This is a genomic window from Lysinibacillus sp. NPDC093210, from assembly GCF_044753985.1.
GTDB lineage: Bacteria > Bacillota > Bacilli > Bacillales_A > Planococcaceae > Lysinibacillus.
This window is the reverse complement of sequence record NZ_JBIVOE010000002.1, coordinates 106,215-128,459: the sequence shown is the minus strand read 5'-3', so window position 1 is coordinate 128,459 and position 22,245 is coordinate 106,215. Positions and strand designations below refer to the sequence as shown.

24 protein-coding genes, 1 riboswitch and 2 other annotated features are annotated in these 22,245 nt (G+C 38.1%); all 24 genes read left to right on the top strand.

All coding sequences use genetic code 11. The features are described 5' to 3' along the window. The first annotated feature begins 6 nt into the window (after positions 1 to 6). The 24 genes from hemC to ACIP9C_RS06120 all read left to right on the top strand — a co-directional run bounded on the left by hemC (position 7) and on the right by ACIP9C_RS06120 (position 22,240). Complete coding sequence (hemC, locus tag ACIP9C_RS06235) at positions 7 to 939, top strand: hydroxymethylbilane synthase (protein ID WP_401009286.1); 933 nt, start codon at positions 7 to 9, stop codon at positions 937 to 939. Continuing rightward, positions 929 to 1,690 (top strand): uroporphyrinogen-III synthase, encoded by a 762-nt coding sequence (locus ACIP9C_RS06230; RefSeq protein WP_401009285.1) that lies wholly within the window; start codon positions 929 to 931, stop codon positions 1,688 to 1,690. Before hemC ends, ACIP9C_RS06230 begins: the two co-directional genes overlap by 11 nt. Then, positions 1,687 to 2,667 carry a porphobilinogen synthase gene (hemB, locus tag ACIP9C_RS06225; protein WP_401009284.1) on the top strand — a complete coding sequence of 327 codons (981 nt, stop codon included), beginning with the start codon at positions 1,687 to 1,689 and terminating at the stop codon, positions 2,665 to 2,667. The genes ACIP9C_RS06230 and hemB overlap by 4 nt, the downstream gene beginning before the upstream one ends. Continuing rightward, a complete protein-coding gene (gene hemL / locus ACIP9C_RS06220; RefSeq protein ID WP_401009283.1) occupies positions 2,668 to 3,960 on the top strand; it encodes a glutamate-1-semialdehyde 2,1-aminomutase in 1,293 nt (430 codons plus the stop codon). Positions 3,961 to 4,078: 118 nt separating this feature from the next. Then, positions 4,079 to 4,525, top strand: coding sequence for an SRPBCC family protein (locus ACIP9C_RS06215; RefSeq protein WP_401009282.1), 447 nt, complete (start codon positions 4,079 to 4,081; stop codon positions 4,523 to 4,525). A gap of 136 nt (positions 4,526 to 4,661) precedes the next feature. Continuing rightward, positions 4,662 to 5,345 carry a valyl-tRNA synthetase gene (locus tag ACIP9C_RS06210; protein ID WP_401009281.1) on the top strand — a complete coding sequence of 228 codons (684 nt, stop codon included), beginning with the start codon at positions 4,662 to 4,664 and terminating at the stop codon, positions 5,343 to 5,345. Between the two features lie 275 nt (positions 5,346 to 5,620). Continuing rightward, positions 5,621 to 5,944, top strand: a binding site (T-box leader). Between the two features lie 178 nt (positions 5,945 to 6,122). After that, on the top strand, positions 6,123 to 8,768 hold the full coding sequence (locus tag ACIP9C_RS06205; RefSeq protein WP_401009280.1) for a valine--tRNA ligase: 2,646 nt from the start codon (positions 6,123 to 6,125) through the stop codon (positions 8,766 to 8,768). Between the two features lie 122 nt (positions 8,769 to 8,890). Then, positions 8,891 to 8,992: riboswitch (cyclic di-GMP riboswitch) on the top strand. A gap of 85 nt (positions 8,993 to 9,077) precedes the next feature. After that, positions 9,078 to 9,479 carry a hypothetical protein gene (locus ACIP9C_RS06200; RefSeq protein WP_401009279.1) on the top strand — a complete coding sequence of 134 codons (402 nt, stop codon included), beginning with the start codon at positions 9,078 to 9,080 and terminating at the stop codon, positions 9,477 to 9,479. Positions 9,480 to 9,609: 130 nt separating this feature from the next. Further along, on the top strand, positions 9,610 to 10,902 hold the full coding sequence (locus tag ACIP9C_RS06195) for a bifunctional folylpolyglutamate synthase/dihydrofolate synthase (RefSeq protein WP_401009278.1): 1,293 nt from the start codon (positions 9,610 to 9,612) through the stop codon (positions 10,900 to 10,902). Continuing rightward, on the top strand, positions 10,899 to 12,158 hold the full coding sequence (locus tag ACIP9C_RS06190; protein ID WP_401009277.1) for a bifunctional folylpolyglutamate synthase/dihydrofolate synthase: 1,260 nt from the start codon (positions 10,899 to 10,901) through the stop codon (positions 12,156 to 12,158). Before ACIP9C_RS06195 ends, ACIP9C_RS06190 begins: the two co-directional genes overlap by 4 nt. A 353-nt stretch (positions 12,159 to 12,511) precedes the next feature. Continuing rightward, complete coding sequence (locus ACIP9C_RS06185; protein WP_401009276.1) at positions 12,512 to 13,162, top strand: hypothetical protein; 651 nt, start codon at positions 12,512 to 12,514, stop codon at positions 13,160 to 13,162. A 98-nt stretch (positions 13,163 to 13,260) separates the two neighbouring features. Beyond that, a complete protein-coding gene (locus ACIP9C_RS06180; RefSeq protein ID WP_401009275.1) occupies positions 13,261 to 13,854 on the top strand; it encodes a Maf family protein in 594 nt (197 codons plus the stop codon). A 33-nt stretch (positions 13,855 to 13,887) separates the two neighbouring features. After that, entirely contained in the window at positions 13,888 to 14,559 is a 672-nt protein-coding gene (gene radC / locus ACIP9C_RS06175) for a RadC family protein (RefSeq protein ID WP_401009863.1), read from the top strand. A gap of 639 nt (positions 14,560 to 15,198) precedes the next feature. Then, on the top strand, positions 15,199 to 16,218 hold the full coding sequence (locus ACIP9C_RS06170; RefSeq protein WP_340823403.1) for a rod shape-determining protein: 1,020 nt from the start codon (positions 15,199 to 15,201) through the stop codon (positions 16,216 to 16,218). Between the two features lie 13 nt (positions 16,219 to 16,231). Further along, a complete protein-coding gene (gene mreC, locus ACIP9C_RS06165) occupies positions 16,232 to 17,143 on the top strand; it encodes a rod shape-determining protein MreC (RefSeq protein WP_401009274.1) in 912 nt (303 codons plus the stop codon). Continuing rightward, positions 17,143 to 17,667: a rod shape-determining protein MreD gene (mreD, locus tag ACIP9C_RS06160; RefSeq protein ID WP_401009273.1), complete on the top strand. Its 525-nt coding sequence runs from the start codon at positions 17,143 to 17,145 to the stop codon at positions 17,665 to 17,667. Before mreC ends, mreD begins: the two co-directional genes overlap by 1 nt. Positions 17,668 to 17,696: 29 nt before the next feature. Further along, positions 17,697 to 18,365 carry a septum site-determining protein MinC gene (minC, locus tag ACIP9C_RS06155; RefSeq protein WP_401009272.1) on the top strand — a complete coding sequence of 223 codons (669 nt, stop codon included), beginning with the start codon at positions 17,697 to 17,699 and terminating at the stop codon, positions 18,363 to 18,365. Between the two features lies 1 nt (position 18,366). Next, positions 18,367 to 19,164, top strand: a complete 798-nt coding sequence (gene minD / locus ACIP9C_RS06150) for a septum site-determining protein MinD (protein WP_172772210.1) — start codon at positions 18,367 to 18,369, stop codon at positions 19,162 to 19,164. A gap of 142 nt (positions 19,165 to 19,306) precedes the next feature. Then, positions 19,307 to 19,861 carry a peptidoglycan DD-metalloendopeptidase family protein gene (locus tag ACIP9C_RS06145; protein WP_340823410.1) on the top strand — a complete coding sequence of 185 codons (555 nt, stop codon included), beginning with the start codon at positions 19,307 to 19,309 and terminating at the stop codon, positions 19,859 to 19,861. Further along, complete coding sequence (locus tag ACIP9C_RS06140) at positions 19,851 to 20,462, top strand: zinc metalloprotease (RefSeq protein WP_340823411.1); 612 nt, start codon at positions 19,851 to 19,853, stop codon at positions 20,460 to 20,462. The genes ACIP9C_RS06145 and ACIP9C_RS06140 overlap by 11 nt, the downstream gene beginning before the upstream one ends. 45 nt (positions 20,463 to 20,507) lie before the next feature. Then, positions 20,508 to 20,583, top strand: a sequence feature (ribosomal protein L21 leader region). Between the two features lie 14 nt (positions 20,584 to 20,597). Continuing rightward, positions 20,598 to 20,906, top strand: a complete 309-nt coding sequence (gene rplU / locus ACIP9C_RS06135; RefSeq protein ID WP_010860053.1) for a 50S ribosomal protein L21 — start codon at positions 20,598 to 20,600, stop codon at positions 20,904 to 20,906. A gap of 16 nt (positions 20,907 to 20,922) precedes the next feature. Continuing rightward, positions 20,923 to 21,279 carry a ribosomal-processing cysteine protease Prp gene (locus tag ACIP9C_RS06130; protein ID WP_401009271.1) on the top strand — a complete coding sequence of 119 codons (357 nt, stop codon included), beginning with the start codon at positions 20,923 to 20,925 and terminating at the stop codon, positions 21,277 to 21,279. Then, positions 21,276 to 21,575 (top strand): 50S ribosomal protein L27, encoded by a 300-nt coding sequence (gene rpmA / locus ACIP9C_RS06125; protein WP_024363181.1) that lies wholly within the window; start codon positions 21,276 to 21,278, stop codon positions 21,573 to 21,575. The genes ACIP9C_RS06130 and rpmA overlap by 4 nt, the downstream gene beginning before the upstream one ends. Before the next feature lie 137 nt (positions 21,576 to 21,712). Further along, positions 21,713 to 22,240, top strand: a complete 528-nt coding sequence (locus ACIP9C_RS06120) for a Spo0B domain-containing protein (RefSeq protein WP_401009270.1) — start codon at positions 21,713 to 21,715, stop codon at positions 22,238 to 22,240. The last annotated feature ends 5 nt before the right edge of the window (positions 22,241 to 22,245 follow it).

The following is a 22,245-nucleotide window of genomic DNA, read 5'->3' as shown; positions in this document are numbered from 1 at the left end:
AGACTGTTGAGAAAAATTATTGTAGGTTCTAGGAGAAGTAAATTAGCATTAACGCAAACAAATTGGTTCATCAATGAGCTAAAGGCAGCAGGTGCGCCGTTTGAATTTGAAGTAAAAGAAATTGTGACAAAAGGCGATCAAATTTTAGATGTCCAACTTTCTAAAGTTGGCGGTAAAGGGCTTTTTGTAAAAGAAATTGAACAGGCACTTTTTGATAAGGAAATTGACTTTGCTGTTCATTCTATGAAAGATATGCCTGCGGTACTACCTGAAGGTTTAGTCATTGGTTGTATTCCACCACGTGAAGATGCGCGTGATGCATTTATTTCTAAAGGTCATGTGAAGTTTGCAGATCTTCCTGCAGGAGCGGTAGTAGGGACAAGTTCTCTACGACGTAGCGCTCAACTCTTAACGATGCGTCCAGATATTGAAATAAAATGGATTCGTGGAAATGTAGATACACGTTTAGCAAAACTTGAAACAGAAGAATATGATGCAATTATTTTAGCTGCTGCAGGGTTAAAACGACTTGGCTGGAGCGATGATGTCGTAACAGAATTTTTATCAGTTGAAAATTGCCTGCCAGCAGTAGCGCAAGGTTCTTTAGGGATTGAATGCCGTAGTGATGACGCTGAATTATTAGCTGAGCTAGCAAAATTAACTGACAATGCTACATGGCAAGAGGCACATACAGAACGTGCCTTCTTAGCAGCTATGGATGGCGGTTGCCAAGTACCTATCGCAGGGTATGCAAAGCTTAATGGGGAAGAAATTACACTTACAGGGTTAGTTGCTGCACCAGATGCATCTGTAATTTATAAAGAGACTGTAAATGGTATTGATGCCGAAACAATAGGCAAAGAACTTGCTGAGATATTAACGAAGCAAGGTGCCTATGATTTAATTCAACGTGTTAAGGCAGAGCAAGATGCAAAATAGTTTACCTTTACAGGGTAAAACAATCGTTTTAACAGGAACATCTAAAACAGCAACAGTTGTAGAAGATATTTCCTCTTTAGGTGGTCAGGCAGTTTTTGCCCCTTTGATAGAAACTTGCGAAATTATCGATATAAATGATGGCGTACATTTAGAATGTGCGCGTCAATTTAACTGGCTAATCTTTACGAGTCAAAATGCGGTAGATGCTTTTGCTAAGAAGATGAATCGCAGTCATTTACGTGCAAGTCATTTTCAAGGGAAAATTGCATCTATTGGAGCTAAAACGACTGAGGCATTAGAAAAGTTAGGTTTTCAAGTTAGCTTCATGCCTTCAGTATTTAGTGCTGATGTATTTGTTAAAGAGTTTCCAAATATTGTAGGGGGAAATCCAACTTGTTTATTTATTCGTGGGGAAAAAGCGAAAAAAACATTAAAGGAAGGTTTGCCCTTTAAACTTAAAGAATGGACTGTTTATGAAACGATTGAGCGCCACGACCAAAAACAAGTAATTATTGATTGCATTCAGAAGCATGCAGATGTCACAGTAATATTTGCAAGTCCTTCAGCTGTGGACGTATATGCAATGGATGTAGCATCAATCGTTGGTTGGGAAATGGTACGTGTGGCAGCAATCGGTCATATTACAGAAGCAGCTATTTTAAACCACGGTGCTACTGTAGACATTAAGCCGAGTGTTTATACAATGCAAGCAGTCATCGAGGAATTAACGAAAGTAGAGGAAAGAAAATGACAAATTTACAATTTCAAAGACATCGTCGTTTACGCGCAAATGCAACGATTCGATCTATGGTAAAAGAAACTTATTTACACAAAGAGGACTTAATTTATCCGATTTTCGTTATTGAAGGCGAAAATATTAAAAATGAAGTTCCGTCTATGCCAGGTGTTTTTCAATTTTCATTAGATAACCTAGGTACTGAAGTTGATGAAGTGGTTGCTTTAGGTATACCTGCTGTTATTTTATTCGGTTTACCAGCGGAAAAAGATGCGGTTGGTACAGGTGCTTTCCATGATCATGGTATTGTACAAGAAGCTACACGCCTTATTAAAGAACGTTATCCAGATCTTTTAGTTATTGCAGATACATGCCTTTGTGAATTTACAGACCATGGTCATTGTGGCTTAATCGAGGGCGATCAGATTTTAAATGACGCTTCTCTTGATGTTTTAGCACGCACTGCTGTATCTCAAGCACAAGCAGGGGCAGATATTATTGCACCATCGAATATGATGGATGGCTTTGTTGCTGCAATCCGTACTGGTCTTGACGAAGCTGGATTTGAAAATGTACCGATTATGTCTTATGCCGTAAAATATGCATCAAGCTACTATGGTCCTTTCCGTGATGCGGCTGATGGAGCACCGCAATTTGGTGATCGCAAATCGTACCAAATGGATCCTTCAAATCGTATGGAAGCTTTCCGTGAGGCGGAATCTGATATCGAAGAAGGTGCAGATTTCTTAATCGTGAAGCCAGCTCTTAGCTATTTAGATATTATTCGAGATATGAAAAATAACTATACATTACCGATTGTTGCCTATAACGTATCTGGTGAATATGCAATGATTAAAGCTGCAGCTATTAATGGCTGGATTGAAGAGAAAAAAGTCGTGCTTGAAACATTGCTAGGCATGAAGCGAGCAGGCACTGATTTAATTATCACATATCATGCTAAAGATGTAGCACGTTGGTTGGAGGAGAAATAAATGGCGCGTTCTTATGAAAAATCAAAGCAAGCATATGCAGAAGCTATTAACTTAATGCCAGGTGGGGTTAGTAGCCCAGTTCGTGCATTTAAATCTGTAAATATGGACCCGATATTTATGGAATCTGGTCACGGTGCAATTATTAAAGACATTGATGGCAATGAATATATCGACTACGTATTATCATGGGGGCCTTTAATTTTAGGTCATACTCATCCAGACGTTGTAAAAGCTATTGCTGAAACTGCAGCAAAAGGCTCTTCATTTGGCGCACCTAGTTATACAGAAAATCGATTAGCTAAATTAGTATTGGATCGTCTGCCTGGTATGGAGATGATTCGCTTCGTATCATCTGGAACAGAGGCAACGATGTCAGCATTACGTGTAGCGCGCGGTGTAACAGGACGCGATAAAATTTTGAAATTTGAAGGATCCTATCATGGTCATGGTGACTCATTACTTATTAAAGCTGGCTCAGGTGTCGCAACATTAGGCTTACCTGATAGCCCTGGTGTACCTGCAGATATTGCACGTAATACACTAACGGTTGCCTATAATGATTTAGAAGGTGCTCAACAAGTATTCGAAAAATTTGGTGCAGAGCTAGCTGCAGTTATCGTTGAACCAGTGGCAGGTAATATGGGCGTTGTACCGCCGCAACCAGGTTTCCTAGAAGGTTTACGTGAGTTAACAACTAAACATGGTGCATTGTTAATCTTTGATGAAGTAATGACGGGCTTCCGTGTTGACTATGGCTGTGCTCAAGGTTACTTTGGTGTGACACCTGATATGACAACGCTAGGAAAAGTAATTGGTGGTGGGCTTCCTGTAGGTGCGTTTGCTGGTAAAAAGGAAGTTATGGAGCAAGTAGCACCAGCTGGTCCGATTTATCAAGCTGGCACACTATCAGGTAATCCATTAGCAATGACAGCAGGCTATGAAACTTTATCACGCCTTGATGCAAACTCCTATGAGTATTTTAAAAAATTAGGAGATCAATTAGAGGAAGGTTTCCGAGCAGCTGCTACAAAATACAATATTCCCCATACTGTTAATCGTGCAGGCTCAATGATTGGTTTCTTCTTTACCAATGAAAATGTAATAGATTTTGCTTCAGCAAAAACGTCTGACTTACAATTATTTGCGGAATATTTCCGCTTAATGGCAGAGGAAGGTATTTTCTTACCACCTTCACAATTTGAAGGATTATTTATTTCGACTGCACATACAGAGGAGCATATCGCGAAAACTGTCGCTGCTTTCCATAAAGTGTTTGAACAATTAGCAAAATAACATAAAGCCATCCATTTAGGGTGGCTTTTTTATTAAAATTATAACTTTCAGCATAGCCAAATTGTGGGCGTTTTAGTTTATAATAAAAACTATTCATAATAGAAAGTAGTGAATTAAAATGGCAACAGGCACACATTCAGTAGAAGTACCCGTAGCAATCGAGCATGTATGGGAATTTGTTAGCGATATGGAGAAATGGGCAAAGCTTGTCCCAGGCTATAGTGCACATACAATGATAGATGATAAGCAATCTACATGGACATTTAAAGGTAATGTTGGCGTACTGAAAAAAACAGTAGAAGTAGAAATTACAATTTTAGAGTGGACAGCACCATCAAAAGTAACGTTCAATTTAAAAGGGTTATCAGATAATTTCACAGGAAACGGATATTTCCTTGCTGAAAGCATTGATGCAGACAATACAAAAATGACAGGCTTTTTAGAGGTAACAGCAGGGGGCTTAGCTGGTCCTGTTTTAAACCCTATCTTTAAGCCAATCGTTCCAAAAGCTACCCAAGTTTTAACTGATCGTGTAGCAAATAAAATTAAAATGGTTAACGTCTAAGCATAAAAAGCATGCCTGATTAAATTCGGGCATGCTTTTTATATGAAAGCTAACTTGCTAGTTGTCTAGCATACATTCCAATTGCAATTCATATGATGCAAAGGGAGGGATTATTATCGAAAAGAAAACTTGGAATATGCGTGAGACATTTTGTTTTCCGGGGTACGGTTGCCCAACAGAAATTGCTGCTGTACAGATAAAGCCACAATGGCAGTCAATGCAGTTAGAAGATTCTCTAAGATTAAATGGTATTTATCATATTACAGCGCATGTACGCTTTGATTTTCAAAACATGCAAACTTTCATGGATGCTGAAGACTTAATAAGTATTGATGCACTTGATGTTCAAGGAGACACAGGTTATTTTGAGTATGCGGTCCCATTAAATGTTGATTTACCAAAAGATGCAGCAATTGAGGATTTAATGGTAAAAGACATTCGTCCGATACTTTCCAATCAAAAGTGCCAACTAGAATGGACAGTGACAAGTACGTTTAGCGAATCGGTGCCAGTAGTCGAACAGGTCGATGCTTTAGAAGAAAAGCTTGTAGAAGCTGCACATGTTGCAGTAGAAGAGTCTACATTTGTTGCGCAATCTGTTCAAGTAAAGCAACCGACAACAGTAGAAGCTAGTGCAGCTACTTCAAAATCTAAACAATCGGCACCTGCCGAGCAAAAAATCGTCCTTAGAGAGTCTTCAAGCCTTACTGCTGTAAGAGAATCAAGTTCCTGGCATGAAGTGCCGACGATGATATGGGATTTAACAGAAGGGTATACACCACTTAAAGTTCGTGTATCAAATGATATCTTTCAAAAGTAAATAGCATAGAAGCAGTAAAAGTAATAAGATGATAAGGTCGCCAGAAGTTGGGATGATTATGACACGTATAAACTGAAAACCACAAATCGGTACAATAATTGTTCTACAATAAAATCGGAATTGTCGTAGCCAAGGTGGTAAAAGCCAAGGGTTATACTTACGTCGTCGCATATGAATAGTCACTTCCTTTTCTATTTACTTTTTAAGACTAGCTGAAATTGACGAAATCACTTGAAAAAATATATGAATTTGCGGTACAATGTGTAAAATCGAATATGGATGCTATGACAGGGAAGAGTAGATTATTTGTGCATTTATAGAGAGGAAACGGTAGCTGAAAAGTTTCTAATTGTGCGTAATTGAACGTAGCCCTCGAGCAGCTTTAGTGAACTAGTAGTAGTTAAAGCCGGTTAAACACCGTTAACGAATTGAGAGCCAGCTGTAATAAGCTTAAGTAAATCAAGCATGAATCATAATTTTGAGATGATAAGGGCATTTAGAGCACTTATTAAATGACAAATAGTGATGTGTAAGAGTACTAATCTTAAAAAGCTGGAATTAAAGGTGGTACCGCGAACTTAAACTCCTTCGTCCTTTTGTTGACGATAGGAGTTTTTTTATTTGCTAAAAAGATGTATGCATTTTATTAGCGAATAAGCCACGTGCAATTGTCACGGATTTACTCGGTGTGAATACACTGAAAAATCAAGACGAGTGGTTATCTAGTTTGCCAAAGCTGACGTATGTCAAAATTATTTACCAACAGGAGGAGACAATATGACAGAAAACATTTCAATGCCAACGAAATATGATCCACAATCAATTGAAACGGGTCGCTATGAATGGTGGTTACAAGGTAAATTTTTCGAAGCACAACCTGAAAGCGGAAAGGAACCATATTCCATTGTAATTCCACCGCCGAACGTAACAGGTAAATTACACCTTGGTCACGCGTGGGATACAACGCTACAAGATATTTTAATCCGTATGAAGCGTATGCAAGGTTATGATGCACTTTGGTTACCAGGAATGGACCATGCAGGTATTGCAACTCAAGCAAAAGTAGAAGCAAAACTGCGTGAGGATAATATTACACGTTATGATTTAGGACGTGAAAAATTCCTAGAAAAAACTTGGGAGTGGAAAGAAGAGTATGCTGGGCACATTCGCTCACAATGGGCGAAGCTTGGCCTTGCATTAGACTACTCTCGTGAACGATTCACACTCGATACAGGTCTATCAGATGCTGTTAAAACGGTTTTCGTTCAATTATATGAAAAAGGCTTAATCTATCGCGGTGAGCGTATTATTAACTGGGACCCAGCAGCGAAAACAGCCTTATCGGATATTGAAGTAATCTATCAGGATGTTCAAGGTGCATTCTACCATATGAAATACCCGTTAGCAGATGGCTCGGGCTATGTGGAAGTTGCAACAACACGCCCTGAAACAATGCTTGGTGACTCTGGAGTAGCAGTGCACCCGAAAGATGAGCGTTATCAACACCTAATTGGTAAAACAGTTATTTTACCAATTGTGGGCCGTGAAATTCCAATCGTAGCAGATGATTATGTTGATATGGAATTCGGTACAGGCGTTGTAAAAATGACTCCAGCCCATGATCCGAATGACTTTGAAGTTGGTAACCGCCATAACTTAGAACGAATTCTTGTTATGAACGAAGATGGCACAATGAATGAGCTTGCTGGTAAATACAATGGCATGGATCGTTTTGAATGTCGTAAACAAATCGTAGCAGATTTACAAGAAGCGGGTGTCTTAATCAATATTGAAGAGCACATGCACTCTGTAGGGCACTCTGAACGTTCTGGAGCGGTTGTAGAGCCTTACCTATCAGCACAATGGTTCGTTAAAATGCAACCACTTGCAGATGCCTCTTTAGAGCTTCAAAAAGACGAGGAAGGTAAAGTGAATTTCGTTCCATCACGTTTTGAAAACACATATTCTCGTTGGATGGAGAATATCCGTGACTGGTGTATCTCTCGCCAATTATGGTGGGGACACCAAATTCCTGCCTGGTATCACAATGAAACAGGCGAGATTTACGTAGGGAAAGAAGCTCCTGCTGATGCAGAAAATTGGACACAAGATGAAGATGTATTAGATACATGGTTCTCATCTGCACTATGGCCATTTTCTACAATGGGTTGGCCTGACGAGACAAATGAAGAATATCAACGTTACTATCCAACAAGTACGCTTGTAACGGGCTATGATATTATTTTCTTCTGGGTTTCTCGTATGATCTTCCAAGGTATTGAATTTACAGAACAACGCCCATTCAAAGATGTATTAATCCATGGATTAGTACGTGATGGTGAAGGACGTAAGATGAGTAAATCACTTGGTAATGGTGTGGATCCTATGGATGTGATTGAGAAATACGGTGCTGATTCACTTCGTTATTTCTTAGCAACAGGCTCATCTCCTGGTCAAGATTTGCGTTATACAACGGAAAAAGTAGAGTCTGTTTGGAACTTTGCTAATAAAATTTGGAATGCTTCTCGTTTTGCATTAATGAACATGGATGGTATGACATATGATGAAATCGACTTGACTGGTGAAAAATCAGTGGCTGATAAGTGGATTCTGACTCGTTTAAATGAGACGATTGAACGTGTAACATCATTAGCAGAGCGCTATGAATTCGGTGAAGTAGGTCGTGAGCTATATAACTTCATTTGGGATGATTTCTGTTCTTGGTATATTGAAATGGCGAAATTACCAATGAATGGTGAAGATGAAGCTGCTAAGAAAACGACACGCTCTATATTAGCATATGTACTAGACCAAACAATGCGTCTATTACATCCGCTTATGCCATTCATTACAGAAGAAATCTGGCAACATTTACCGCATGAAGGTGAGTCGATTACAGTTGCAGCATGGCCAACAGTACGCACAGACCTTCACTTTGCAGAGGAAGCAGACAATATGAAGCTTCTTATGGATATTATACGTTCAGTGCGCAATATTCGTGCGGAAGTTAACACACCAATGAGCAAAAAAGTACCATTATACATTTCTGCTAAGGATGCTGCTACAGTTGCCATTCTTGAAGCCAATAAAGGCTATTTAGAAAAATTCTGTAATCCAGAGTCATTAACAATTGGTGAAGGCTTAGAAGCTCCAGGACAATCTATGACGGCCGTAGTAACAGGGGCAGAGCTATTCTTACCGCTTGTGGGACTTATCAACCTGGAGGAAGAGATTGCTCGTCTAGAAAAAGAATTAGAAAAATGGGCTAAAGAAGTGAAGCTTGTAACTGGTAAGTTGTCGAATGAGAAATTTGTTTCAAAAGCTCCAGAGGCGTTGGTTAACGCAGAACGCGAAAAATTAGCGGACTATGAAGAAAAACATACCGTTGTTTTAAAACGTTTAGAAGAACTAAAAAATATGTAATAACATAGTGATTGATAGAAATAGCAGATGGCGAAAAAGTCATCTGCTATTTTTTTATATGAGTCAAAAGATATGTGTTGAGTTAGGAAAAAATGTATAGTATTATACAATGTAGTTAGTATAATAGATAAAGGCAAACTATCCGAAAGGTTAGGACGCAAAGCCTAGGGTCTAAGGTGAAGAGAAAATTATATTCTTTTAACTACGATTGCCTGGTTACCATTTAAAGTAATTTCATTTCATTTTATGGCTATTCTATGTTGATTAGAATGGCTTTTTTGTTATGAAAAATAAAAATGGAGGTTTATCATGTCTGGAAACATTGGAACAATAGTAGTGAAGGTGAACAAAGCCTGTGATGATTTAGATTTTATTAATGCAAGAGGGTTGATAGAGGCAAATCTTCTAAAGCTATCGGAAGCGAAATATTATCGCTTATTAAACGCAAGCGGGCGCGTTCTTATTAAACATGTTTTAGCGAATAGCAATGGACAAAATGAAGTGAAAAAAACATTAACACGTACAGATTTACTAGTTATTAATAAGATTAATGAGTATTGTTCGAATTTTGATATTTCGATGTTAAAAAGAACATTAAAGAACTCGTTTGAATTAGTGCAAAGATCGGATGTTTTGCCACTTTTAAATAATGATGCAAAAATTATTTTAGATGATATGGGTGCGCTATTAGGTGTCCATCAATTACATTAATTTTGATATAAACTAGTTGAAAACACACAGATAATCACTCCTAAAGTGCTTGTCTGTGTGTTTTTAAATTGTGTCTGAATTGTTTGTGTGCCTGACACCCTTTATACTAGAGTGAGAGGGAGTGTTTCTTTTGTTTACAACGATACAAGCATGTACAGATTTTATTTTTACATTAAAAGCAGTTGATTTTAAACGTGAGCCATTAGTAATGATGCGTGAAGTATTGGCTCGTTTGGGAGACCCGCAAAACAAGCTACGAACTATACATTTAGCTGGTTCTAATGGCAAGGGGTCTACAGTAAATGTACTGAGGGAAATGTTAGAGGGTGCAGGTTATCGAGTAGGAGCTTTTACTTCTCCACATTTAACGCGCGTTAATGAACGCATGACTATCAATGGCACGCAAATTTCTGACGAGCAATTTTTACAGTATATGAACAATATCGCTTCAATTATTGAGTCACATTATAATGGGGAATATCCGAGCTTTTTTGAGGTCGTAACACTTATTATGTTCCAGTATTTTGCTGAAGAACAAGTAGATTTGGCACTAATTGAAACAGGGCTTGGCGGTCGTTTAGATGCGACCAATGTCATCACACCACTTCTTTCAATTATTACGACAATTTCATTGGAGCATACAGCATTTTTAGGCGATACGTATGCCAAAGTTGCATTTGAAAAGGCAGGTATTATTAAAGAAGGCGTACCTGTTGTGTTAGGCGTTAAAAACGATGAGGCGCTTGATATTATTCAAAAAGTTGCACAAAAACGTCATGCGAAATGCCTTGTTTTAGGAAACGATTTTCATGTAGTGGCAAAAAATCAAGGGATTGGTATGCAAACTTTTAACTATCGTAACGCAACTGTTGAAATAAATGATATCCAACTAAAAATGGCTGGTGAGCATCAAATTGCGAATGCCAGTCTTGCCATTACAGCGTTGGATATTTTACGTGAGCGAGGACATATTCAACTAACAGAACAAACAATGCGTCAAGCGCTACAAAATGCACAGTGGGCAGGCCGCTTTGAACAATTTCCAAATAATATCGTGCTAGACGGTGCCCATAATTCTGAAGGAACTGCAGCGTTAATTCATACACTTCAGACAGTCTATCCAAATCATCATTATTGTTTCATTTACGCCGCGCTTTCTGATAAGGACCATGCAAATAGTATTGCTTTAATGGATGGAATTGCTTCATCCATGTCCTTTACGCAAATAGGCCTGCCAAATGCCATGCCAGCTGAAAAATTAGCGATGCTGTCAACGCATAATGACAAACAATATGATGCAAATTGGCAAGCAATTGTCCGTTCGGTTATACAAAGCAAGGGCCTTGAAGATATTGTTGTTATTACTGGCTCACTTTATTTTATAGCGGAAGTTCGCCAATGGTTGCAGGAGGAAGTACGATGATTCCACAGTTTGATATATATAAGGAAAAATGGGCATTAACAAGCGATGATATTATTAAGCCGGGTCTAAAGGCTATTGAAGAGGCATTAGCACTCGTAGGAAACCCAGAGAGAAAACTACAGATTGTACATCTTGCAGGTACGAACGGCAAAGGCTCTACACTTACATTTTTAGAGTCAATTGCACAAGAGCATGGCTTAAAAGTAGGCAAGTTTATGTCTCCATGCATTTTAAATGTGCATGACCAAATTCAAGTAACGAAAAAGCCCATTACAGAAGTAGAGATGGATCGCGTTTTTCAACAAATGAAAAGCGCTGGACTTAGCGGAAAGCTAACAGATTTCGAGCTATTAACGGTTGCTGCATTTTTGCACTTTGTTCATTGTGATGTCGATGTAGCATTAATTGAAGCGGGAATGGGTGGCTTATTAGATAGCACCAATGTAGTGATGCCAATTGTCTCCATTATTCCAAGTATAGCGCTTGAGCATACGAAATTTTTAGGCACAACAATCGAAAGTATTGCCGAGCATAAAGCAGGGATTATTAAACAAAATCGTCCTGTTGTAATAGGTGAGGTACCCTTAGAAGCAAAGGCAATAATTAATAAAGTAGCACAAGAAAAACAAGCACCAATTCTTGAGCTGAAAAAACAATTTACGCTTGAGCAATCGGATTATTATGAGTGCTATAAAAATAATGAAAAAAACATCTGTATCTCCAATCTTACGCGCAATATGAAAGGGCCACATCAAGGAAATAATATGGCATTAGCCATCACTGCTTTTATCGAAGTGGCTACAGCACTAGACGTTGCGATTAACGAAGAAAGCATACGCCATGGTATTAAAGTGGCAAGTATTTTAGGACGATTTGAAGAAGTAATGCCTTATATTATTTTTGACGGAGCACATAATCCTGCTAGTGCAGAGAAATTGGTAGAAACTGTTCGTCTTGAATTTCCTGATGAGTCGGTTACCTTCGTTATAGGCATATTGGGTGATAAAGATGTTAAAGAAGTTTTGCAATACTTTGAGCAAATAAGTGATAGCTTTTATTTTGTAGATTTTGATAATCCACGTGCAATGTCAGCAAAAAATATGGTAGAACTAAGTAATGCACCGCACAAAGCGGTTTTAAGTGATTATATTCAATTTATACAGCAGCAATCAGAAAATAAACGTAGAACAATTGTATCAGGCTCTTTATATTTGTTAACAGAAGTGCGCAGTAGGTTGCTACAGTCAAACAATTAGGACGTTAAGCCATTTTCACCTCATTGCGTCAAATTATGTATATGTAATTGTTAGAAAGACAAGCAATTCGTCATAGTTCTACTGAAAACAACGTAACATTACTTTTGATGAATAACTGGTTTCCTGAAAGCAGCAGAGGATTGAAACAAGCTATATACACTGCTTTCTATAATACCTAGCCCAATTGACCAAGAGAACACCAAAACACAGGCTAGATATGATGACGTGACGAGCTTTGAAAGTTATGGACGATTTTTGATAGTTAATAGCGATAAATTTTTTAGGCGAGACGACAGCAGTCTCGTCTTTTTTTATGCTTATTTTGATAGGTTGAAATAAGAGGTGATGAACGTATGAAAATTGTTAGTCAGGTAATAAGAAAACAAATAGTGCGTGCAATGCTAATTGGTGGCATCGTCGGGCTTTTTGGTGTAGCCATTTTTTTAGGCGTTCTCCAGGCGAGTACCCAATTTTCTTTAAAAAAGGACAGCGAGGTAGCGAAAAACGAAACTGAAACACAAGCAAAGACAGATTCAGAAACAATACCGACAGCAGGAGGTACTGGGACCTCAACGATGTTTTATGCGAGTCAAGCTGGTGTATTTTCTAATTATGAAAGTGCAAGTGCATTTATAGCAGAGCATCCTACACTACAAGAAAGTGCAGTAGTAGAAGTAGAGAGTAAATTTTATGTATGGACAAGTATGGTGACAGAGGAAAGTGACTTAGTTTTTTTAAAGGATCCCCCAACATTTAAAAAAGCATTTAGTGTTAGTGGTGATAGTTGTAAAGAGCCGACAATTGCAGAAATAACAAATGTATTAGCTGATAAAAATACTAAAAAATTAAATTTTAGTGAGGCGGCAAATGATTCAACGCTACCTGCCGATTGGCAAAGTATTGGCAAGGCCGCAACCTCTATTTCCAGTGATATAAGCATTATACGCCTTCAAATTTTCGCGCATTACAAATCAAAAAATGCCTGTCTTCAAACAAAATTTTAAGAAGATAATTTAGCTAAAAGTGCATTATCTTGATTTTTAGAAAATTTTCAAATACCACATTCTCCGTTATGATAGAGAGAAGGAGGAATGGTGAAAAAATGTTTGAAACGAATCATAAATTAGTGCTTGCTTCCGCTTCACCAAGACGAAAAGAATTGCTTGCGATGCTTGACCTTCCGTTTGAAATTGTGACAAGTAATGTAGAAGAGACAAGCGTAACAGCAACAACAATGCATGATTATGTAAAAGGTGTGGCACTTCTAAAAACGCGGGATGTAGCACAAAAAAATCCAAATGCAACGATTATTGGTGCGGATACGATTGTCGTCTTTGACAATGAGCTTCTGCATAAGCCAAAAACACGTGAGGAAGCAATTTCTCACTTATCACGTTTATCAGGCAAGCGTCATGCGGTCATGACTGCTGTTGCCATCATTGAACCAAACGGATTGGAAACGACATTTGTGGAAGAAACAGCAGTTGTATTCCATACTTTATCGAAGGAACTTATAGAAGCGTATGTAGCATCTGGAGATCCTTTTGATAAGGCAGGCGGTTATGGTATTCAAACAGCTGGTACCCTTTTAGTTGAGCGAATTGAAGGAGATTATAACAATGTTGTGGGCTTACCACTTGCAGCGTTGTTTGCGCAATTGGTAGCACGACATATTATCCAATTTGCGAAGGAGTGAAGCTAATTGCCAATAGATGTTTTACCAGATATGATGATTCGCGACGTCAATATAGCAGATCGACCACGCGAAAGACTTTTAAGGCAGGGTGCGAAGAGCTTATCCAATCAGGAGCTACTGGCCATTTTGCTGAGGACAGGCACGAAGGAAGAATCAGTTCTTGTACTTGCCAATCGTGTTTTAAGTACATTTGAACGTTTACACCATTTAAAACATGCAACAATTGAAGAAATGGTTGCCATAAAAGGTATTGGAGAGGTAAAGGCAATTCAAATTTTAGCTGCAATCGAGCTTGGAAGGCGCTTGTCTCAAAAGCAAAATGATGACAAGTATACTGTTCGTTCTCCACAAGATGCCGCAGCATACCTAATGCCTGATATGACCTCTCTGAGTCAAGAACATTTTGTTGTACTTTTTCTTGATGTGAAAAATCAAATCATTCATAAAAAAACGATTTTTATCGGGGGTTTGAATGCTTCTATTGTGCATCCGAGAGAAATTTTTCGTGAGGCTGTAAAGCGATCCGCTGCCTCTATTATTTGTGCTCATAATCATCCAAGTGGTGTGCCTACACCGAGTCCAGAAGATATTGAGGTAACGAAAAGAATTCAAGAAGCTGGTTTTATCATTGGTATTGAACTACTTGATCACGTTATCATCGGTGACCATCAATTTATTAGCTTAAAAGAAAAAGGTTATTTTTAGCACTGTACGTTTAAGGCTTCCTGAATAAGTCTTGCTTATGGTCGAACGACGTTTACTGGACAAGCTAGAGCTGTTTTGAAGCCGTACAATTAACTGCTCCTTGTCCGCTAAATGCGCGTATTAAAAAGAAGCCTGAAACTCACGCATGAAATACGTCGTAGTGGAGCTTGCTAGTTTTACTACAGACCAGCTTTTTGTAAATTAAATACCTTTGTCGACAAGCTGAGCTCTGCAAATATTTTGCAGAGCTCTTTAGATTGATACTTTCTGTTAATACTCCCAAGTGCATTATTTTAGGAGAAAAAATTTTTCTAGTATATTTTAGCTTCAGTATAGTTTAAGTAATTTTAAGCACTTTAATAAAAAATGAACCTTTTTGATTGAATGACGTTATTGTATTCGTAGAAATATATCTATAGCATTCACAAAAATTGGTAGCCTATAATGCGTTGTTTTACATGAAAAAAAATAATATGCTAATCTATACGTACTATTTTTAGTTTAAGAGGGAATTAAAATAGTAAGTTTTCTGCAAGATGAGGTATGTGGCACTACAAATTCTTGCATTTATCCGTTATAATGAACGGTATGATTTTATGTCAACGATAGTATGGCTTAAATAGAAAGGGAGTACACAATTTGTTTGGATTAGGTAGTAAAGATGTCGGGATAGACCTTGGCACAGCGAATACATTAGTTTTTATTAAAGGGAAGGGGATCGTTTTACGCGAGCCTTCTGTAGTAGCGAAAAACACGAAAACAGGAGACATCGTTGCAGTTGGTAATGATGCGAAAAATATGATTGGCCGTACACCTGGGTCAATCGTGGCGATTCGTCCGATGAAAGATGGCGTTATTGCTGATTATGATATTACAACAGCGATGATTGAATATTATTTAAAAGAAGCTTGTAAGAATTCTGGCGGTAATTGGAAAAAACCGAATGTAATGATTTGTGTGCCATACGGTATTACATCGGTTGAACAACGTGCAGTTATCGATGCATCTCGTCAAGCAGGCGCAAAAGAAGCCTTTACAATCGAAGAGCCATTTGCAGCAGCTATTGGAGCGAACCTACCAGTTTGGGATCCAACAGGGTCGATGGTTGTTGATATCGGTGGTGGTACTACTGAAGTAGCCGTTATTTCTTTAGGTGGTATCGTTACAAGTGAGTCTGTACGTATCGGTGGGGATGCAATGGATCAATCGATTATTTCATATATCCGTAAATCGTATAACCTAACAATTGGTGAACGTACAGCGGAAGCAGTGAAAATGGAAATTGGTACAGCGTTTGCTGAAGGACCTGATGAGAAAATGGAAATTAGAGGTCGTGACCTTTTAACTGGCTTACCAAAAACAATTGAAATTTCGTCTCAGGAAATTTCAGAATCATTGCGTGAAGCGGTATCGTCTATTATTGACGGTGTACGAAAAACGTTGGAACAAACACCTCCAGAATTATCTGCTGACGTGATGGAGCGAGGTATTGTCTTAACTGGTGGTGGCGCGTTATTAACAAATTTAGACAAAGTTATTAGCCGTGAAACAAATATGCCTGTATTTATTGCTGAGGATCCATTAGACTGTGTAGCTATTGGGACAGGTAAAGCTTTAGATCATATTGATTTAATTCGTCAACAACAAGTAAAAGGGTAAGGAGGTTTAGGCAATGCCACATTTTTTTTTCAATAAGAAAGTAATACTGCTACTTGTGGGCATGGTTTTTCTTGTGGCATTGATTAGCTTCTCATTACGAGATCGGACGAACGCAACTTTACCAGAGCAAATTATTAAAGATACTGTCGGCGTCGCACAATCTATTGTCGCGAAGCCGGCGAATTACATAACTGGTATTTTTAATAATATTGACTCCCTCTTAAACACGTACGAAGAAAATAAACGTTTAAAAGCACGCTTAGAAGATTTTGCAGCTGTACAAGCCGAAGCATTGGTATTAAAATCTGAAAATGAAAAGCTACTAGAACTTACAAAGTCAGAAAGTTTAAAGGCGTTTAATCCTATTCAAGCAACGGTTATTGCTAGAAATCCTGACCAATGGGAAGAAAAAATTATTTTAGATAAAGGTTCATCTCATGGTGTAGAAAAAAATATGGCAGTTATGACAGCGAAAGGGCTAGTTGGTAAAATTACATTAGTGACCCCTTTCACCTCTGAGGTTGAGCTTTTATATACAAATAATCCTAACTATCGTGTTTCAGCGATGGTTTTAGGAGAAAAAGAGGCATACGGTTTAATCGAGGGCTTTGATAAAGAACGAAATGAACTCATTATGAAGCGAATCGATTCTAGCTTAAATGTAAAAGTAGGCGAAAAAGTAGTTTCTTCAGGTCTTGGTGGTATTTTCCCTAAAGGTGTACCAATCGGAGAAATTACGGAAGTTAGCACAGATGATTTTGGCTTAACGAAAATGGCTTATGTAAAACCATCTGCTGATTTTTCTATTTTAGAAAATGTTGTAATCGCAAAACGATCAGTAACAGTTATTGATGGTTCTGACGGAGATGCAACAAATGAAGATTTAACAAATCCACAAAAGGTTACTGAAGAGGGGGAAAAGTAATGGTTCGATTTCTTATTCCCTCAGTTGCAGTATTGCTATTTTTACTAGAACCAGAGTTTGCTATGCTCTCACCGATTGAAGTCGGAGGGCATATCTATTATCTAGTACCTCGATTTTTAATTTTATACTTAATATTTATATCCATCTATTACAGCCGTCAACGAGCGGTAATGTATGGACTTTTTTTTGGTGTCTTGTATGATGTGTTTTACATTGATATTATTGGATTATATTCGGTACTATATCCGCTTATTTGTTTTTTAGCAGGGTCTATCGTGAAAATAATTCATCAGCACTTAGTTGTGACAACGACTATTTCAGTTGTTTTAGTAGCAATTTTAGAATTCGTGCTTTATCAATTCTTCTACCTAATCGCTTTTACAACGATACCGTTAACGGAATTCTTACAATCACGACTACTACCAACAATCATTGCTAATACGTTATTTTTAATGATTCTTGGTTGGGCCTTCAAGTATCTAATTAATGCGCGTGTCTTACAGAGAGCACGTGAAGTTTCTTAATATCAAGAGCAACGTGAGGTGAGGCATTCATGAAAAAACAATTAGTTAATATGAAGGGAACAAAAGATGGTTTTGTTCTTCGTTTAGACGATCAATGTTCGTATGCCGATTTAGTAGAAGAGCTAAAACGAAAAGTTTCAGAAGGCGGTATCGATGGTAAAGTAGATGTACAATTACATTTAGGCTATCGATACTGTTCAGATGAACAAGTAAAAGAGCTAGTAAAAATTGTTGAAGAATCAGAGCAGTTAATTGTAGCAAAAGTGCAAAGTGAAGTACTGACTGTCCATGAAAGCAACCAGAAAATGATAGAAAGCCAACAAGATACATATGTAGGGGTGGTCAGATCGGGACAAATTCTACGTGCCTCGGGGGATATAGTAATTGTGGGGAATGTGAATCCGAATGGGCGTGTAGAAGCTGGTGGTAATGTATACGTCCTTGGCAGACTAAAGGGAATTGTACATGCTGGTGTACATGGGAATAAGGAAGCAATTATTGCTGCCTCTCGTTTAGAAGCCACACATATCATGATTGCAGATCAGGTTGAGGCAATGTCAGATGAACATGTAAAAGCTATCAATCAAGCAGACATGGCTTGTGCATTTATTGGCTATGATGGGCGTATTGCGTACGATCAAATTCATGCGTTAAAAAATATTCGACCATTATTGAATGTGTCTAAGGGAGGAAGCTAGTGTGGGAGAAGCGATCGTCATAACTTCAGGTAAGGGCGGTGTCGGTAAAACGACAACAACGGCTAACCTCGGGACTGCATTGGCTCTACAAGGGAAAAAAGTATGTTTAGTAGATACAGATATTGGCTTGAGAAATTTAGATGTTATTCTAGGTCTCGAAAACCGTATTATTTATGATTTAGTTGATGTTGTTGAAGGACGATGCAAGATCCATCAAGCATTAATTAAAGATAAACGTGTAGATGATAAACTATTTTTATTACCTGCTGCTCAAACGACAGATAAAAATGCTGTCACACCTGAGCAAATGGAGAGCTTAGTAGAGGAATTAAAGAGAGACTATGATTATGTTTTAATTGATTGTCCCGCTGGTATTGAGCAAGGCTATCGCAACGCAGTAGCAGGTGCAGACCATGCAATCGTTGTAACGACACCAGAAATTTCAGCTGTGCGGGATGCAGATCGAATTATTGGACTGCTTGAACAAGAAGAAATAACTGCTCCTAAACTAATTATTAATCGTATTCGTCAACATATGATGAAAAACGGCGATACACTGGATGTCAATGAAATTACAACACATTTGTCAATTGATCTATTAGGCATTATTGTCGATAGTGAAGGTGTTATCTCATCATCAAATAAAGGTGAGCCAGTTGTTATGGATCCGACTAATAAAGCATCTTTAGGTTACCGTAATATTGCCCGTCGCATATTAGGTGAATCTGTACCATTGATGGCCATCGAGGACGAGCACCGAGGAATGTTCTCAAAACTTAAAGCATTATTCTCAAGATAAACAAAACCTTTTCGTGCATGTGCGCGGAAAGGTTTTTTTATTGAAAGCGAATTGTGTGAGAATTGTGTGAGTGACTGGCACATTTTTTACGTGCATGAATGGACATGCTGCCTCATATAGTGTGAAAAAAGAGGATGAGAGCTTGTTTAAAAAATGGAAATGGATTGTCATGATATTACTTGTGGCTGCAATTATGCTTGTGATTCGATTAGAAGATCAAGGCGTAATGGAAACACCTGTGCGAAAGCTTGTAACGACATCAGCAGATTTAACATATTTAAGTGAGCTCGGAAAAAGTCTGCTAAAAAAAGAGGAAGAAACGATAATGGTTTCAAGTGATGTAGGGCAAACTGAACTATTAACGTTCACGAATGCGCAAGTTTTTAAAGAAGGGTTTTTATTACAATATGATGTGGGCCTTCCTGTATACGCAGGGCAAAGTGGGCTCGTTGTTTTTACAGGCCATACAAAATATACCGGTAAAACGATGACAGTTAGCTATGAGGATGGCACAACGGTATCCTATGGGATGCTTGATAGTTTAGCGCAGTTACCTTACACGACTATACAGGCCAATGATTTAATCGGTATGAAGCAGACTGGACAACTCTATATTTCGATTGAGAAAGACAAAACTCATTTCGATTTAGAACAAATTGTGCAGTGGCTTGAAACAACGGAGAACGATGAAAGTTAAATTGCATTTACTCTGTATCCCTCTGATTCTGTTAATGATTTTTAGTGGCCAGATAGCTTATTATGCAATTATTTTAACTTCGTTACTATGGCATGAAGCTGGCCATATATTGGCCGCGGTGCTTTGTGGCGTGAAGATAAAATCATGTGTTATCGCACCATATGGAGGGGAAATTGAATTTGAAAATCCAGCAGCTGTGCAGGCATCTTCACTACTTTGGATTGCACTAGGAGGTCCAATCGCCACTATACTGGGGATTGGTCTTGCTTTTTTCATGCCGGATTTAATTGCAATTCGACTAGTTAATGTGCAGCTAGTGTTACTAGTAATTAATCTAATCCCAATTATTCCACTGGATGGTGGAAGGATACTCTTAGCGTGTTTATTTTTATTTTATCCAAGTGTGCGAGTATTTGAATATTATTATTCGCTCTCACTTATTTTTGCCACTATACTCTTCATTGTAACCTTAGTGAATTTGCCCCAATCCATTTTTTTGACTGTCCTTTGCCTATTTATATGGTTGCAAGTACTAAAAGAATGGAATTATCGAAAGTATCGTTTAGCATTTGAGAAATATGTAATGAACAGGTTGACTTGATAGAATTCGTGTGGTAGTATTTTAATGTTATTGTTTGTAGCACCCGTGCTACTACAACCGCTCTGGGAAGGTTTAAGTATCATTGGATCACCTTCATATACAGGCGAGTCTGAGTCTAAGAGGAGGTGCAGTAAAATGTACGCAATTATTGAAACTGGTGGTAAACAAATCAAAGTAGAAGCTGGTCAAGAAATCTATGTTGAGAAATTAGGCGTAGAAGCTGACGAGGTTGTAACTTTCGATAAAGTTCTATTCGTAGGTGGCGAAAACGTAAAAGTTGGAGCTCCATTCGTAGAAGGCGCTACAGTAACAGCTAAAGCTGTTAAAGAAGGCCGTCAAAAGAAAATTGTTGTTTTCAAATTGAAAGCTAAAAAGAACTACCGTCGTAAACAAGGTCACCGTCAACCTTATACAAAATTAGTTGTTGAATCAATCAATGCTTAATTGTGAGGTGTAACATTTGATAAAAGTTACGATACATCATGATGAAAACAGACATGTGTCTGCATTTGAATTTTCAGGACATGCTGAGTACGACGAATCTGGTAAAGATTTAGTATGTGCAGGCGCATCTACCATTGCCATTGGTACGGTGAATGCGATTTATGCATTACTACAATTACAACCAGAAGTTGAACAAGCAGCTGAAGGTGGAGGCTATCTTAAGGTATCTTTACCAACAGATTTAGAACCTGAAATCGATACAAAACTACAATTAATTGTCCAAGTAATGACTGCTCAAGTGTATTCTATGGTGCAAAATTACGGACAATATATCCAAATCAACTACAACCAAGTAGGAGGTGGAACAGAATGAAATTGTTATTAGCATTAGACCTTCAACTTTTCGCATCGAAAAAAGGGGTAGGTTCTACAAAAAACGGACGTGACTCTGAGTCTAAACGTCTTGGCGCTAAACGTGCTGATGGCCAATTTGTAACTGGTGGTTCTATTCTTTACCGTCAACGCGGTACAAAAATTTACCCAGGTACAAACGTAGGTCGTGGTGGTGATGATACGCTATTTGCTAAAGTTGATGGCGTTGTTAAATTCGAACGCTTAGGTCGCGATCGCAAACAAGTATCTGTATACCCAGCTACACAAGAAGCTTAATTTTAATAAAGTAGACATAAAGCGGAGGACTGCATTTATTGCAGTCCTTTTTTTGGCTAAATTTCAATGAAGAATTAAGGGAAAAATACATCAAAACTTGTTATACTAGTTAAGATAACTTTATTGGAGTGAATGGGATGAACAATCAATCACTAACCATTAGTGAGGTATTACGTTTTGCAAATCATGATTATGTGAATCAACTTCAACTTATTCGCATGAATTTAGATTTAGGTAGAATTGATGAATCAAAAGAACTTATTCAACATTATTCGGAACAGCTACGAGTATTGTCTATCATGAGTCGTCTACAATTACCACAAACAATGGAGTGGCTACAAACAGCAGGATGGCGCTATCCATCTTTACCGCTGGAGCTTAATGGTGAGATCAAAAAACCAGTCACTAATAATATTGACAAGGATGTTGTAGAGTATTTAAACAAAACAGTTATGCATGTTTATGATACATTAGATCCATTTACGGAGCAGAGCTTAGCGCTTGATGTACGTGTTGACGATCATACATTTGTTTTGGCGTTTACGCTAAATGGACTGTGGAGTGCAGACGCATTCACCGAAAGAGGTTTGAAACAATTCGACATTCAAACAATTGTGCAGACAAATACGTGCTGGCAATATGTGTTGAGTGCAAATAGGGAGTGAAATAA

What these genes read in the sequence shown, in the direction of transcription:
- ACIP9C_RS06230 (WP_401009285.1), top strand. Translation starts at nt 929, where the DNA reads ATGCAAAATAGTTTACCTTTACAGGGTAAAACAATCGTTTTAACAGGA.
- hemB (WP_401009284.1), top strand. Translation starts at nt 1,687, where the DNA reads ATGACAAATTTACAATTTCAAAGACATCGTCGTTTACGCGCAAATGCA.
- hemL (WP_401009283.1), top strand. Translation starts at nt 2,668, where the DNA reads ATGGCGCGTTCTTATGAAAAATCAAAGCAAGCATATGCAGAAGCTATT.
- ACIP9C_RS06215 (WP_401009282.1), top strand. Translation starts at nt 4,079, where the DNA reads ATGGCAACAGGCACACATTCAGTAGAAGTACCCGTAGCAATCGAGCAT.
- ACIP9C_RS06210 (WP_401009281.1), top strand. Translation starts at nt 4,662, where the DNA reads ATGCGTGAGACATTTTGTTTTCCGGGGTACGGTTGCCCAACAGAAATT.
- ACIP9C_RS06205 (WP_401009280.1), top strand. Translation starts at nt 6,123, where the DNA reads ATGACAGAAAACATTTCAATGCCAACGAAATATGATCCACAATCAATT.
- ACIP9C_RS06200 (WP_401009279.1), top strand. Translation starts at nt 9,078, where the DNA reads ATGTCTGGAAACATTGGAACAATAGTAGTGAAGGTGAACAAAGCCTGT.
- ACIP9C_RS06190 (WP_401009277.1), top strand. Translation starts at nt 10,899, where the DNA reads ATGATTCCACAGTTTGATATATATAAGGAAAAATGGGCATTAACAAGC.
- ACIP9C_RS06185 (WP_401009276.1), top strand. Translation starts at nt 12,512, where the DNA reads ATGAAAATTGTTAGTCAGGTAATAAGAAAACAAATAGTGCGTGCAATG.
- ACIP9C_RS06180 (WP_401009275.1), top strand. Translation starts at nt 13,261, where the DNA reads ATGTTTGAAACGAATCATAAATTAGTGCTTGCTTCCGCTTCACCAAGA.
- radC (WP_401009863.1), top strand. Translation starts at nt 13,888, where the DNA reads ATGATTCGCGACGTCAATATAGCAGATCGACCACGCGAAAGACTTTTA.
- mreC (WP_401009274.1), top strand. Translation starts at nt 16,232, where the DNA reads ATGCCACATTTTTTTTTCAATAAGAAAGTAATACTGCTACTTGTGGGC.
- mreD (WP_401009273.1), top strand. Translation starts at nt 17,143, where the DNA reads ATGGTTCGATTTCTTATTCCCTCAGTTGCAGTATTGCTATTTTTACTA.
- minC (WP_401009272.1), top strand. Translation starts at nt 17,697, where the DNA reads ATGAAAAAACAATTAGTTAATATGAAGGGAACAAAAGATGGTTTTGTT.
- ACIP9C_RS06140 (WP_340823411.1), top strand. Translation starts at nt 19,851, where the DNA reads ATGAAAGTTAAATTGCATTTACTCTGTATCCCTCTGATTCTGTTAATG.
- rplU (WP_010860053.1), top strand. Translation starts at nt 20,598, where the DNA reads ATGTACGCAATTATTGAAACTGGTGGTAAACAAATCAAAGTAGAAGCT.
- rpmA (WP_024363181.1), top strand. Translation starts at nt 21,276, where the DNA reads ATGAAATTGTTATTAGCATTAGACCTTCAACTTTTCGCATCGAAAAAA.
- ACIP9C_RS06120 (WP_401009270.1), top strand. Translation starts at nt 21,713, where the DNA reads ATGAACAATCAATCACTAACCATTAGTGAGGTATTACGTTTTGCAAAT.